11 protein-coding genes and 1 pseudogene are annotated in these 13,313 nt (G+C 66.7%); 3 read left to right on the top strand and 9 right to left on the bottom strand.

Features of this window, described 5'->3' with window-relative positions; genetic code table 11:
• The first annotated feature begins 71 nt into the window (after window positions 1–71).
• The gene (locus ACK8CO_RS04555) at window positions 72–596 is read left to right on the top strand and encodes a DUF2478 domain-containing protein (RefSeq protein ID WP_414898303.1); all 525 of its coding nucleotides are present in this window, start codon (window positions 72–74) and stop codon (window positions 594–596) included.
• Between the two features lie 107 nt (window positions 597–703).
• Window positions 704–1,695 (top strand): annotated as a pseudogene (locus ACK8CO_RS04550) (transposase).
• 112 nt (window positions 1,696–1,807) lie between these two features.
• Here the strand turns inward: ACK8CO_RS04550 and ACK8CO_RS04545 are convergent.
• Complete coding sequence (locus tag ACK8CO_RS04545) at window positions 1,808–2,593, bottom strand: TOBE domain-containing protein (RefSeq protein WP_414898302.1); 786 nt, start codon at window positions 2,591–2,593, stop codon at window positions 1,808–1,810.
• Window positions 2,594–2,915: 322 nt separating this feature from the next.
• On the opposite strand from ACK8CO_RS04545, the gene ACK8CO_RS04540 reads away from it, so the two are divergent.
• On the top strand, window positions 2,916–3,386 hold the full coding sequence (locus tag ACK8CO_RS04540; protein WP_414898301.1) for an SAM-dependent methyltransferase: 471 nt from the start codon (window positions 2,916–2,918) through the stop codon (window positions 3,384–3,386).
• Between the two features lie 112 nt (window positions 3,387–3,498).
• Here ACK8CO_RS04540 and ACK8CO_RS04535 read toward each other — a convergent pair whose 3' ends face one another.
• From ACK8CO_RS04535 to ACK8CO_RS04500, 8 genes are all read right to left on the bottom strand, one after another.
• Entirely contained in the window at window positions 3,499–3,705 is a 207-nt protein-coding gene (locus ACK8CO_RS04535; RefSeq protein WP_042459925.1) for a TOBE domain-containing protein, read from the bottom strand.
• 440 nt (window positions 3,706–4,145) lie between these two features.
• Window positions 4,146–5,507, bottom strand: a complete 1,362-nt coding sequence (locus tag ACK8CO_RS04530) for an amidohydrolase family protein (RefSeq protein ID WP_414898300.1) — start codon at window positions 5,505–5,507, stop codon at window positions 4,146–4,148.
• Window positions 5,508–5,509: 2 nt separating this feature from the next.
• Complete coding sequence (locus ACK8CO_RS04525; protein ID WP_080615589.1) at window positions 5,510–6,790, bottom strand: TRAP transporter large permease; 1,281 nt, start codon at window positions 6,788–6,790, stop codon at window positions 5,510–5,512.
• Window positions 6,787–7,281: a TRAP transporter small permease gene (locus tag ACK8CO_RS04520; RefSeq protein WP_414898299.1), complete on the bottom strand. Its 495-nt coding sequence runs from the start codon at window positions 7,279–7,281 to the stop codon at window positions 6,787–6,789. Before ACK8CO_RS04520 ends, ACK8CO_RS04525 begins: the two co-directional genes overlap by 4 nt.
• 53 nt (window positions 7,282–7,334) lie before the next feature.
• Window positions 7,335–8,324 (bottom strand): TRAP transporter substrate-binding protein, encoded by a 990-nt coding sequence (locus ACK8CO_RS04515; protein WP_414898298.1) that lies wholly within the window; start codon window positions 8,322–8,324, stop codon window positions 7,335–7,337.
• A gap of 73 nt (window positions 8,325–8,397) precedes the next feature.
• Entirely contained in the window at window positions 8,398–9,150 is a 753-nt protein-coding gene (locus ACK8CO_RS04510; RefSeq protein ID WP_414898297.1) for an aspartate/glutamate racemase family protein, read from the bottom strand.
• A gap of 177 nt (window positions 9,151–9,327) precedes the next feature.
• On the bottom strand, window positions 9,328–9,993 hold the full coding sequence (locus ACK8CO_RS04505; RefSeq protein WP_080615593.1) for a GntR family transcriptional regulator: 666 nt from the start codon (window positions 9,991–9,993) through the stop codon (window positions 9,328–9,330).
• Window positions 9,994–10,948: 955 nt separating this feature from the next.
• Window positions 10,949–13,249: a methyl-accepting chemotaxis protein gene (locus tag ACK8CO_RS04500; RefSeq protein WP_414898296.1), complete on the bottom strand. Its 2,301-nt coding sequence runs from the start codon at window positions 13,247–13,249 to the stop codon at window positions 10,949–10,951.
• Between the last annotated feature and the right edge of the window lie 64 nt (window positions 13,250–13,313).

Below are 13,313 nucleotides of genomic sequence, written 5' to 3'. Positions count from 1 at the left end.
GGCGCGACCATTGCCTGCGCGCGAGGCGTTATCTAGCCTTGGTTCCGGTCGCAAGGCGGCAGGAGGCCCGAATGAGCGAGACCGGCGACGATGCGAGCTTTCGTGTGGCGGCGATCCCGCTTTCCCGAGAGCCGTCTGTCGACCCGTTGCTGGCGACGGTGGTGGCGGTGCTTCGCGCCGAGGGCGTTCGTGTCGCGGGCTTCCGACAGGAGCGCGGTTCGGATGGCGGCCTGGCGGTCGAGGATCTGACCGGCGGCGGCGTCTTCCCGATCTCGCAGCAGCTGGGCTCGGGTTCGGAGGGCTGCAGCCTCGATCCGCAGGGCCTGGCCGAGGCCGCCTGCGCGGCGCTGGCCGCGCTGGAGACCGGCCCCGATCTGCTGATCCTGCCGCGTTTCGGCAAGGCCGAAGTCGAGGGGCAGGGGTTCCGCGCGGTGATCGAGCGCGCCTGCGAATGGCAGGTGCCGGTGCTGGTCGCGGTCAAGCCCGATTGCAGCGAGGCCTGGGAGGCGTTCACCGGCGGGGCCGCCGACCGGCTTGCCCCCGACCGGGACGCGCTTCTCGAGTGGTGCCGGGCGGGGCTGGGCGTCCGCACCTGACGCGGCGCGCGGGCTCTGCCGGGTCTAGCAGGGTGCTGAAATAGTCGTACCTCGACGCCGGTTGCAGAACATGATTCATCCGCCGGGGATCAACGGCGGATACAGGCATGCGCGGTGCAGACGAGACGAGCGGATCGCTGTTCAGCTATGTCGATCTCGAGGTGCGCATCCCCGCCCGGCATCCGCTGCGGAAGATCCGTCAGGTGGTGAATGACGCGCTCGCCAGCCTCGATGCAGAATTCGAGGTGTTCTACACTGACTTCGGCCGTCCCTCGATCGCGCCGGAGCGCCTGATCCGCGCGAGCCTGCTGCAGATCCTCTACTCCGTCCGCTCCGAGCGGCAGCTGATGGAGCAGCTGGACTACAACCTGTTGTTCCGCTGGTTCGTGGGGCTTGGCATCGACGACCAGGTCTGGGTCCCGACCGTGTTCAGCAAGAACCGCGACCGCCTTTTGACCACCGACATGTCACGCAAGGTGATGGCTGCCATCCTGGCCCACCGAGAGGTCGCGCCGCCGCTTTCGGACGACCACTTCTCGGTCGACGGCACGCTGGTGAAAGCCTGGGCCTCGATGAAGAGCGTCAGGCCGAAAGAGGATGGCGATCCCGGCGATCCTCCGGCAGGGGACGCCGCCCCGCAAGACCCCTCCCCGCGGCCCGATCCGGAAACCCGCCAGATGCCCCTTCCCGCCAGCCGCAATGCCGAAGTCGATTTCCGGGGTCAGAAGCGCACGAACGCGACGCATGCCTCGACGACAGATGCTGTTGCGCGGCTCTACCGGAAATCTCCGGGCACCGGCGCGATGCTATGCTTCATCGGGCGCACTTATGGAGAACCGCAGCGGGCTGGCCGTCCAGGGCGACCTGACCCGCGCAGAAGGCGCGGTCCTCCGTCATCGACGGACGGACCACCCGGCACAATGGCTATGCGCTGTCGCAGAAGCACCGGAAGCGGATCGAGGAACTCTTCGGCTGGTCCAAGACGGTGGGAGGCGCGGCGCAGACGGCCTGTCGCGGCGTGGAGCGGGTGCGGTCCCGCTTCATCCTCGCCCTGGCGGCGGCAAATCTTGCCCGGCTGCCGCGAATACTGGCGATTTGAGGGCGGAGACTCCCGACCAGCATGCCGCGTGGCGGGAAGACGGCGGATAGGAGCAGCGCAATGGCAGGAACGGAGGAAGCCGTTCCGACCAATCGACTATTTCAGCACCCTGTTAGGGCAGCGCCAGGATCACATGGCTCGACTTGATCAGCGCGGTTGCGCTGTCACCCGGGGCAAGCGCCAGCGCCTCGGCGCTTTCGCGGGTGATGGTCGCGGCCAGCGTCTTGTCGCCGCCGAGATCGAGCACGATCTCGCTGTTCACCGGCCCGTCGGTGCGGCCGGTGACGGTGCCGCTCAGCCGGTTGCGCACCGAGAGCGGGCCGAAATCCCGACCCTTGGCGAGGATGACGAAGCTGGACTTGACCAGCGCGAAGACCTCGATGCCGGGGGCAAGCCCCATCCCGGCGGCGCTCTGGCCGGTGATGACCGAGGTCAGGGTCTGGCCGCCGCCGATATCCATCTGCACCTCGGCGCTGACGGGGCTTTCGGTGACCGCGGTCACGGTGGCGCGATAGGTGTTGCGGGCCGAGGTCTTCATCATCAGGCTCCAGAGAATATCGCCGGGATCGAGATCGATCTGGCTGTCCAGCGAGGCGACCACCCGTTCCAGACCCTCCTGGATCGCGGTGAAGGCGGCGATCACCTTCTCGCCGGCGGGCGTCAGCACGGCGCCGCCGCCCGCGCGTCCGCCGGGGGCGGCGCTGACAAGGGGGCTGGCGAAGATGTTGTTCATCGCCTGCACCCCGTCCCAGGCGGCCTTGTAGGACAGGCCAACCTCGCGCGCGGCCGCCGAGATCGAACCGGTGCGGCCGATCGCCGCGAGAAGCGCAACCCGGTCGGCGCCCATCCGCGCCCCGGGCCGTTCCAGCGTCAACGCACTGCGCAATCCTACCGGCATGGCCGTCCTGCTCCTTCCGCCGAGATTGCCATGTCTTAGCGCGAAGCCGGCCGGCCCGCCACTGTCGAGTGCCGCGCGGCCTCCCTCCGCTGCGGGCGGGCGGCCTGCCATGGGGAAGCTGCCGGGGGCGAACCGACGGGCCGCGGGATCTGCCGCTGCCGCTTTCACGGGCGCCGCCAGTCGGCATGGCGGGAAAAGGCGGCACTTCCCGCGCAAAGCCGCGCGGTCGGTCGGGCGATCTTGTCTCGCGTTATGTCGTTGTCCACTATAACGAAGGAGCTGCGGTCGCCGATCCGTGCGGCCCGGAATGAAAGGACCCGGCATGGAAAAGGTGATGGCCGAGATCAGGCGCGGCGAGGTCTGCACGGCGCTTCCGGAGCGAGACGACGCCGCGCTCTGGTTCATCGGACGGCTGCGGACGCCCTGGCAGAGCCCGCGTGACTGTCCGCGGCAGGGCGATGCCCTGGCCGGGCCGGTCTGCCGGATCGAGATCGATCCGCGCTGGGTCGAGGCGCTGGCGGGGATCGAGCGCAAGGAGCGGCTGTTGCTGCTGTACTGGATGGACGGTGCGCGGCGCGACCTTGTCCGCCAGAGCCCGCGCAATGACGGCGAGACCACGGGCACATTCGCGCTGCGTTCGCCCAACCGGCCCAATCCGGTGGCCTCTTCGGTGGTGACGTTTCTGGGGCGCGAGGGCGACGTGCTGCTGGTGCGGGGGCTCGATTGCGTCGACGGAACGCCGCTGATCGATCTCAAGCCCGATTACGCCGGGCGGCCCTGTCCCGAGCACTGATTTCGCGCGGCTTCCGCATCGGTCGCCGCCGGAGGCGCCGGTGCAGGGCGGCTGTGCGAGAGGGCGGTGCGGGGCAGCGGCGGTCGTAACCGGTCCGCCCCGCCCTGCAGGCTCAGTCCTTGCCGACCAGAACGTCGGAGGACTTGATGATGGCGCTGGCCTTGTCGCCGACCTTCAGGTCCAGATCCGTGGCGGCCTCGTTGGTGATCGAGGCGGTGACGGTGGCGCCGCCGATATCGATCTTGACATGGGTGGTGACGGTCCCGGTTTCGACCGCGCTCACGGTCCCTTCGAGGATGTTTCTTGCACTGAGTTTCATCTTTACGTCCTTTCCGATACATCGCGCCATTCGCGGCGGCCCGGCCAGCAGGAAGCCGGGGACTCAGGATCATCCTCTCCAAGTCGCTTTGCAATATGAGAAAAAACTACATAACGGGGGATGCCGGCATAGTGCATCTGACGGCGGCACGGCGCTGGGGGTGACCTCGGCCCGGTGTCTTCAGGGTATAAGGTTCCATTTTTCGGGACAGGATCTCGGGACCATTCTCGGTTGCGATCCGGGGGTGATGCTCCTGGGTCCGCCTCGCCGGTCTCGCCCGACCTGCTTCGCGGCATGTCGGCCTGTACCGTGAAGCCGGGCGCGCGCCCGAGCCTTGCGGCGGCAGGGCCGAGCGTCGTCCGCCCTGCCGCCGTGGCAATCGCGCGCCCCAACGTTGCCCCTGCCCAACGGCCCTGGCAGAGGCCCCGAGAGGCGCCGGTTCAGAGGGGGCGCGCGGCTTCGTTCCGGGCGCGGTCCCAGAGCGCGGCGGCGGCGGTCTCGGCGGCGTCGAGCACTGCCATGCGGTCGACGCGCAGGGGCTCGCCCTCTGCGATCACCACCTCGCCGCCGACGATCACCGTTTCCACATCGCGGCCCTGTCCGGTATGGACCAGGGTCCCCAGAACGTTGGTCAGCGGCCGCAGATGGGGGCGCCGGAAATCGAACAGCACCAGATCGGCGCGCTTGCCGGTCTCGATCGAGCCGATCTCGGCCTCGAGCCCCAGCGCCCGGGCCCCGCCCATGGTGGCGGCCTCGAACATCGCGGCGGGTTGCCAGGTCTCGCCGACGCCGCCCTCCTGCAGGCGGCCCGTGGCCAGCGCCCAGCGCATCACCTCGACCATGTCGGCATGCATGTTGTCGGTGGCCAGGGCCAGGTTCATGCCAGCCTGGCGCAGCTTTGCCGTTGGCGCGAGGCAGCCATGGGTCTGATTGCCCTTGGCGATATGCGCCAGATGCGCCCCCGCCCGGCCCAGCCGGGCGATGTCGTCTTCGGTCAGATGGATGCAATGGGCGCCGATCAGGCTGTCGTCGAGAAGGCCGACCTCGTCCAGCAGCTCTGGCGGGGTCATGCCGTCGCGCTCGCGGATGAAATCGACCTCGACCCGGCTTTGCGAAACATGGGTGTTGATCTTCAGACCATGCGCGTCGCGCAACTCGCGCACCCGGTCCAGCAGCGCGCGCGAGCAGGTATCGGGGGCATGGGGGGCCAGCACGACGCCGGTCCTGAGGCCCCCGGGGTCATGGAAGGCCGCGATCAGGTCAGCCGCCAGCCCCAGCGTCCAGTCGCCGATGGCATCGTCATAGCGCCAGTCGCCCAGATGGACGCGGGTGAAGTCGACATCGTGGATGCGCCCGCAGCCGAAGGCCCGGATGCCGGTCCCGGCCATGGCGGGCAGCGCGATCTCCTGATGGGTGAAGCTGTCATTGATCAGGGTCGAGCCGAAGGAAAGCGCCTCGAGCGCGCCGAGCCGGGCCAGCGCATGGGCCTCGTCAGGGCGTATGTCATGGCCATGGGGCACGCCCATCGTATAGGCGGGGGCAAAGCCCATATCCTCGGCCACGCCCCGCACCATGCTGAGGATCGCATGGGTATGGACATTGACGAAACCGGGGGTCAGCACCCGGCCGTCGCCGGGGATGATGCGGGTCGAGGGGGCGATCCGCTCGGGGCGGGTGTCGCGGATGGCGGTGATGCGTCCGGCCGTGACCTCGACCCAGCCGGTTTTCAGGAAGGGCCGGGCCGGGTCCGAGGTGAGGATCGTGGCGCCGTCGACGAGAAGGTCGGGGGAGGGTGGTGTCATTTTCAGAATCCGAACAGCGAGGGCAGCCAGAGCACGAGCGGCGGAAAGACGACGCAGAGCGCCAGCACACCGAATTGCAGCGCCACGAAAGGCGCCACCTCGCGGGTGAGCTGGCCCATGGGCACGCGGGTGATCCCGCTCATGACGAAGAGCAGCACGCCCACGGGCGGCGTCATCATGCCCACGACGAGGTTGTACATGAACAGGAAGCCGAAGAAGAGCGGGTCGATGCCGTAGCTGATCGCCATCGGTGCAAAGAGCGGCACCAGCATGATATAGGCCGCATTCGACTCGATCAGCATGCCGACGACAAGCAGCATCGCCATCACCAAGAGGATGAAGGTCATCGGGTCCGAGGTCAGGTCGCGGATCCAGGACGAGAGCCGCATCGGCACCAGATCGAGCGTGAAGACGAAGGTCACGACCGAGGCGAAGGCGATCAGCGCGCCGACCATGGCGGCCATCACCGCGGCCCGGAACAGGCAGCCGGGCAGATCGGCGACCCGCAGCCTGCGGGTGACGAAGAGGCCGACCACCAGCGCATAGACCACGGCGATGGCCGCGCCCTCGGTCGCGGTGAAGATGCCGCCGACGATGCCGCCCACGACGATCACCGGCATCAGGAGGATCAGGCCCGCGCGGCGGGTCTCGATCAGGGCGTTCCGCAGCGAGAAGGGAGTGCCGCTGAGGGCATAGCCCCGGCGCTTGGCGATCAGCGTGGCCAGCGCCATGAACCCGAGCGCCAGGATGATGCCGGGCACGATCCCGGCCATGAACATGCCGCCGACCGAGACCGAGGAGCCCGCCATCAGCGCATAGACGATCATTGCGTTCGAGGGCGGGATGACCGGGCCCAGATTGGCGGCCGAGGCGATCACCGCGCTGGAATAGCCGTCAGGGTAGGTCTTGCGGAGCGCGGGCACCAGCGTCGAACCCAGCGCGCTGGCCGAGGCGACGGCCGCACCGCTGACCGAGGCGAAGACCATGCCTGCGACGATCGTCACATGGGCGATGCCGCCCGGCACCCGGCCGACCAGCGAATTGGCAAAGCTGACCAGCCGGTCGACGATGCCCGCCCTCACCATCAGCTCGCCCGCCAGCATGAAAAGCGGGATCGCCATCAGCGGGAAGGAATTGACCGCGAACATCATCCGCTGCGGCAGCACCACCAGATCGAACCCGCCCATGTAAAGCGCCGCGACCGCGCCCAGCCCGATGGCGAAGGCCAGGGGCGCCCCGATCAGGGCAAGAATGGCAAAGACAGAGACGGCAAGGGCGCTCATGACGTGGTTTCCTTCCAGGCATCGTCGCCCCAGATCGCGGGCCCGCCGAGGACGAACAACAACAGATGCAGAGCCGAATGCAGGGCGCAGATGCAGACCGGGATGTAGTAAAGTGCGGCGGTCACCGGCAGGGTCGGCATCAGCTCGCCCCATTTGTCTTCGGCCGCGCCGAGCGCGGTGACGAAGACCACCGCCATCAGCGCAAGCCCCGCCAGTGCCGAGCCACGCTGCAACATATCCTGGGCCCGGCCCGGCATGAGACGCAGAACGATGTCGATGCCGACATGCACGCCGCGGCGGATGCCATGCGGAATGGCCAGAAATATCGACCAGACGAAGAACAGGCGCGACAGCTCGTCGGCGGCGTCGATGGACGAACTCAGGACATAGCGCTGGAACACCTGCGCCGAAATCAGAAGCGCCATGGCGGCCATCGCGGCCACGATGATCCAGCGCGACAGCGCGTCGGTCAGATCGACCGCTTTGCGCAAAAGCGCCAGCGGGCCGGCGGATGCCGGCCCGGGCGCGGGGTGTCCCGGACAGTTCACTGCGCGGCCTGTTCAAGCACGAGATCGATCACCTCGGGATCGACCCGCTCCTTCAGGCTTTCGGCGATGGCGGCGGTCGCCGCGCGCAGCCGGGCGCGTTCCTCTGACGGGATCTCGTCGAATTGCATTCCCTCGGCCACCAGCTTGTCGCGGAATTCCAGATCGACCCGCGCCGCCTCTGCCCGCTGCCATTCGATGGCGCTGCGCATCGCGGTCCGCACGGCCTGCTGGTTCTCGGGGCTCAGCGCCTCGAAGGCGTTCCTGTTGGCCACGACATTGATGAAGTCGAAGAAGTGGCCGGTATCCGACAGGTATTTCTGCACTTCGAAGAAGCGCCGGGTATAGATGATGTTATAGGGGTTTTCCTCGCCATCCAGAACCTTCTGCTGCAGCGCCGAGTAAAGCTCGGAAATATCGAGCGACTGCGGATTGGCGCCGAGCGCGCGGAAGGTCTCCAGATGCACCTCGTTGGGTTGCAGGCGGATCTTGAGGCCCTGGAAATCCTCCAGTGTCTTCAGCGGCCGGGCGCTGTTGGTGACATGGCGGAACCCGAGCTCGCCATAGCCGAGATTGACGAAGCCCTGTTCCTGCAACGCCTCGTCCATCAACTGGCCGACAGGGCCGTCCATAACCTCGAAGGCCTTCTCGCGGCTGTCGAACAGGAAGGGCAGGCTGACGGCTTCGAGTTCGGGGACCGAGCGGGTGAAATAGGCGATCGAGGTGAACACCGCGAAGATCGCGCCCGACCGCACCTGGTCGACGTTTTCCTGCGCGCCGCCCAGCTGCATGGCGGGGAAGTTCTGCACCACGAGATCGCCGCCCGACAGGCGCTCGACCTCTTCCTTGAACACGTTCATGGCGCCGGTGGCGCTGTGTTCTTCGGGGAAGTTGCCGGCAACGCGCAGCACGGTCTGGGCCGAGGCCGCACCGGCCAGAAGCGACAGGCCGAGGCAGAGCCCGAAGGCCCGCTGAAGGAGGGGTTTCATATGGCAGATCCTTTCCCTGTTGATCCGATTGTGATTATGGGGCTGTCCCGGGTCGCAATGCCTGTCGTGCCGCTCAGCCTGAGGCTTCGTGGGCGAACTGGCGTGCCAGCGCGGGCGACAGGCCGGTTGCGGTCTTGGCCAGCGGTTTCGACGCGCGCCCGGCAAAGCCCGTCTGAGGCGCCAGCACCGCCAGGGCCAGCGCCTGCAATGTGGCCGCGCTGATCGGGTCGACGACCGGGGCTTCGACCTCGCCGCGGATCTCGGGCGCAAGCCCGGCCAGCGGGGCGCCGCCCAGCACGACGACATCGGCCCCGTCCTCGCGGACGGCGCGGTTGCACAGGCGGATCAACTCTGCGCGCAGGTTCTGCTGCACATTGCCCAGATCGGATGCGTGGCCGTCGGGGGTGCGTACGCCCGCGAACCGGGCGGTCAGGCCCGCGTCGCGGACCGAATCCAGATACCAGCGCCGCATCACCGGCGAGAAGGTGACGATCGAGATCCGCTCGCCCAGCATCGCAGCCGAGACCAGCGCCGCCTCGGCCATGCCGACCACGGGAAGATCGAAAAGCTCGCGGGCGCCTGCCAGGCCGGGATCGCCGAAAGCCGCGATGATCGCGGCATCGGCCCCGGCGGCGTGGTCGGCGATCATCTCGCAGGCCAGCGCGCCGCCGATCTGGGCCTCGGCGCGCGAGGCGATATAGGGGAATCCGCTTTGCGCGGTCAGCGCCAGGATCTCTGTCTCCGCCGGGGCAATACGCCGGGCAATGTCGGCCATGCGGTCGGTCATCGCCTCGGTCATGTTCGGGTTCACCAGTAATAGTCGCATCGTCCTGCCAAGCTGTCCGTCATCCTCTCCAACGATAGGAGATGGCGGGGCGAGCGGCGCAAAATGGCATTCCATTTCTCTGAAATGGCATGCCATTTGTATGCCCGCCCGAAATATGGGCGATATGCGCCAGCTTTTGCCTGGGATTCGAGCGCGCTCGAGGCTGCGGCCCGGGGCTTAGCCGCCCTGACGTCGCAATGTCTCGGCGACCGATTCGCCGCTATGGCGCAGATGCAGTCGCCAAATCCGCGCTGCGGCGGCCGTGTCGCGGGCGCGGAAGGCGGCCATGACGCCCTCATGCTCTTCGACCGACTGGCGCCAGCGTTCGGCATCGAAGATCGCCATGAAACGACCGCGCCGAGCCCGCACCGCGATCCGCCGGTGGCTGTCGATCAGGACCGGGTTGCCCGCCTCGCGCACGATGCTGTCATGGATCTCGGTATTGGTGTCGAAATAGGCCGAGGCCTCGCGCGCGGCATATTGCTTCAGCATGCGCTCGTGCAATGTCTCGAGCCGGGCCAGAACCTCGGGCCTGATGCGCCCGGCCAGCCGCTCGGCGGCAAGGCTTTCGATGGCTGCGATCAGGTCGAACAGGTTCTCGGCCTCTTCGGCGGTATAGGCCACCACCTGCGCTCCGCGGTGCAGCGAGATTTCGACCAGCCCGTCGGCGCGCAGCAGCTTCAGCGCCTCGCGGATCGGGGTGCGCGAAACATTCAGTTCGGCCGAGAGTCTGCGTTCGACCAGCCGGGATCCGGGAGGACATTCTCCCTTGACGATCCGGTCGCGCAGGCAGTCGGCTACCCGTTCGGCAGAGGCTTGGATGTCGAGCGAGGTGTCGGACATGTCAGGGTGGGCCTTGCAAGGGAATACTGCGCCTGGGCCATTATTGCCGCCCCACGAGGCGGAGACAATTCGCCTTCGGCACCCGCGACCTTGTTGCAGGCGCCGTATCGGTGCCGCACTGTCCCAGTTGCGCCGGTCCGCCTGCGTCGGCTTGACGATGGAGCCGGTCTCCTTGCGAGGTCGCCTGCCGTCCGGACGAAACCGGCAGGTCCGGATGGCGGGGCGTCAATGATCGCGGCGAGGAGCGTCTTGTGCGCCATTGCTTTCAGGACATTGGCGCGTGGAAGTCCCCGCCGCATCGAAATGAACGTGATGTCGGCGAACCACTGCTGGTTCGGGCAGTCGAGCACCATGTTCCGCTGAAAACACGGGTTGTTACCGAAATCCGGTTGGGGCCCGTTGATTCTGGCGGGGCGGTGGATAGCCCACAGCCCCATCACGCTGGAGACCCGCTTGGCTCCCCGGCAATGGCCCCGGCCTAGGTAGATGCCGGGTGATCTGGAGACTTACGGCTCCAGGTATCGAGCATCCGCCTGATGCCTGCCCGGTTCCCTTCCCGCTTGACGATGATCGCATCGTCCCCGAGCGCCTCAAGGGCCAGCTTCGCCTGGAAGGCGACGCTGGCGCGTTATGCCGCTTGGCCGCGACACTATCAGTCCTCGTACGCGTTAGTCGCAGGCCTAGCGGGCGGACGGCTTTCGGCGACCCACTACACTCTGCTTTGGCGTGTCGGATACCGGTTGGCGATGCATTGGTCCTGACCTGTGCAGTCGGTTGCCCGTCAAGCGACGCAGGATGACGCGTCGGGCGCCGGATGATTGTCCGATCTGCGCCGGCTTTCCGAAACAACAAACAGCGTAGCCCTTCTCAGGATGCTGGGGCGGCGGCATGACAATACTCATCGTTGTCTGCCGCCGCGGTCAACGCGCTTATGGCGCGCAGTACGCGAGCTGTTTCAGAACTCGGTCCAGCCTGCAGACATCGGTCTCTGCGGCGCAGGCTTCTCGTTCAAGGCCCGTTCCAGGGCGTCGGGAGCAGAGGGACGTCGAGACGGCGCCGTCATTGCCGCCATCGCCTTGTCATCGAGCCGGAACCGGGCCACTAGGGCCAGGAGCTTGTCGGCCTCTTGTTTGAGGGTGACGCAGGCGGCTGTTGCCTCTTCGACCATTGCGGCATTCTGCTGGGTGACCTTGTCGAGCTGGGTGACGCCGACGTTGATTTCGCCGAGCCCGACGGACTGTTCCTGCGCCCCCGTGGCAATGCCCTCGACATGTTCGGAAATCCTGCTCACCCGTGAGGCGATGTCCTGCAAGGCGGCACCCGTGCGGTTGACGAGCGAGACGCCTGTTTCGACCTGGGTCGAACTCGTGTCGATCAGCGTCTTGATTTCCTTGGCAGCTTCGGAGGAACGCTGGGCGAGGGCACGGACCTCGGAAGCGACGACTGCAAAGCCGCGGCCTGCCTCGCCCGCGCGCGCGGCCTCGACGCCGGCATTGAGCGCCAGCAGGTTGGTCTGGAAGGCGATGTCGTCGATCACGCCGATGATCTGTGTGATGCCTTCGGATGAACGCTGGATCTCCGACATCGCCCCGGTCGCCTCGTCGACGACCTGGCCGCTTTGCTGGGCCCGGTTCTGCGCCTCGCCGACGTAGCGCGAGACCTCGGTTGCGCCCTCGGCGGTTGAGCGGACACTGGTGGTCAATTCGTCCATCGCCGCAGCGGTTTCCTCCAGCGTTGCAGCCTGGCCTTCGGTGCGCCGGGCGAGATTTTCGGACGAGTCGCTGATTTCCTCGGCAAGTTTCTGAACCGCATGGGCGTTGATCTGAACCGCTCCGATAAGGTCGCCCATCGTCGCCATCGAACTGTTGAAGTCGTGGCGGAGCGCCTCGTATTCGTCGGGGAATTTCTCCTGCACGGTTTCGGTCAGATCTCCGTCGGCCAGGGCGCGGATCGCGCCGCCCAGCCTGTCGACGACCTTTTTCTGCTCTGCCCGGCGCTGTTCCTGTTCCTGCGACTGGCGGTCGGCTTCGGCCAGCCGATCCCGGAAGGCGGAGAGATCCCGTCCCATCGCCCCGATCTCGTCCAGGCGGTCGGCGACGTCGATCTTCTTGGCGTAATTGCCGCTTGAGACCTCATTCATCGAGGCGATGAAGCTTTTCAGCGGAGTGGTGATCGTACGGGCGGCCAGCACGCTGACGGCGAGGCCGGCGGCAAGCCCGATCAGCAGGAAGACGATCACGCTGTTTCGGAACGCGATCAGCGCGGCCAGGAATTCGGAGCGGTCGAGTTCGACAACCAGGGTCCAGTTGGCGAAATCGACCCCGACCGGCGTGGTGAACACGATGCTGTCGGTGCCGGTGATGCCCTCGACCGGCGAAAAAAGTCCGCTCTGGCCGGTCTTGAGCGCGGTGATGAAGGGACGTTCGGGCAGAGGGCTCAGCACATTGAAACGGTTCTCATACCGCGAATAGGTACGGGCACGGCCATCGCCACCGACGATATACATGTCGCCTAAGCGGCCGAGGGCGGAGGCCATCGTGACCATGGCCGAGAGCTTGCCGATCGGAACCTGAATCGCGAGAACGCCGAGCCGGGTGCCATCCTCGGCAAAGACCGGCGCGGCCATGAAGGCAGCCGGGGCGTTGGCGCTGGGCGCATATTCCTGGATGTCGGAGACGAAGGATGTGCCGGCCGGGGCCTTGGAGGCGCGCTCGAAGACCTGGCCGAGAGCCGTTCCCGAATAGCGACCGGTCGCGAGATCCTCGCCGAAATCGGCTTCCTTGACGACCGAGTAGATCACCTGTCCATTGGGGGCGATGAGAAAGACATCGTAAAAGCCGAAAGACTCGAGCATCCGCTCGAAACCGGGATGGATACCGGCATGGATGCGGCTGTAATCCGACCCGTCTCCGGCATCGGCCAGCTTCTGGTGTTCGCCAGACGGATAGGGATTGTTGCTGCCATAGGCCGAGAGAACCGGGGCAACGCCATCCGGGGCCGCATCGAGGGCCGTTCGAAACTCGCTCAGCGCCCGGGCGATGAAGGGGTTCGCGGCCTGTGCCGCAAGCGCCTGTCGCTGGTCGGCGAACCACTCGCTGACGCGGGTGGCCTGGTCGCGGGCCATTCCCTCGAGATCGGCGACGGCGTTGCTATAGCTCGACTCATAGGCGCGGTTGTAGAGAAAGCCACCCATGCTTGACATGGACACGACCATGATGGCGGCGATCATCATGGTGAGACGCGGCCCGATTGGCATTTGCAGAATTCGTTTCATCGTCCCCTTGGCCTGTCTGTGCTGGAAGCTGTGATGCAGCGGATAG

It is taken from the genome of Rhodovulum sp. HP10 (assembly GCF_047553435.1).
Classification (GTDB): domain Bacteria; phylum Pseudomonadota; class Alphaproteobacteria; order Rhodobacterales; family Rhodobacteraceae; genus Rhodovulum.
Note: the sequence above shows the minus strand (reverse complement) of the source record. Positions and strands in the feature narration are given on the sequence as shown.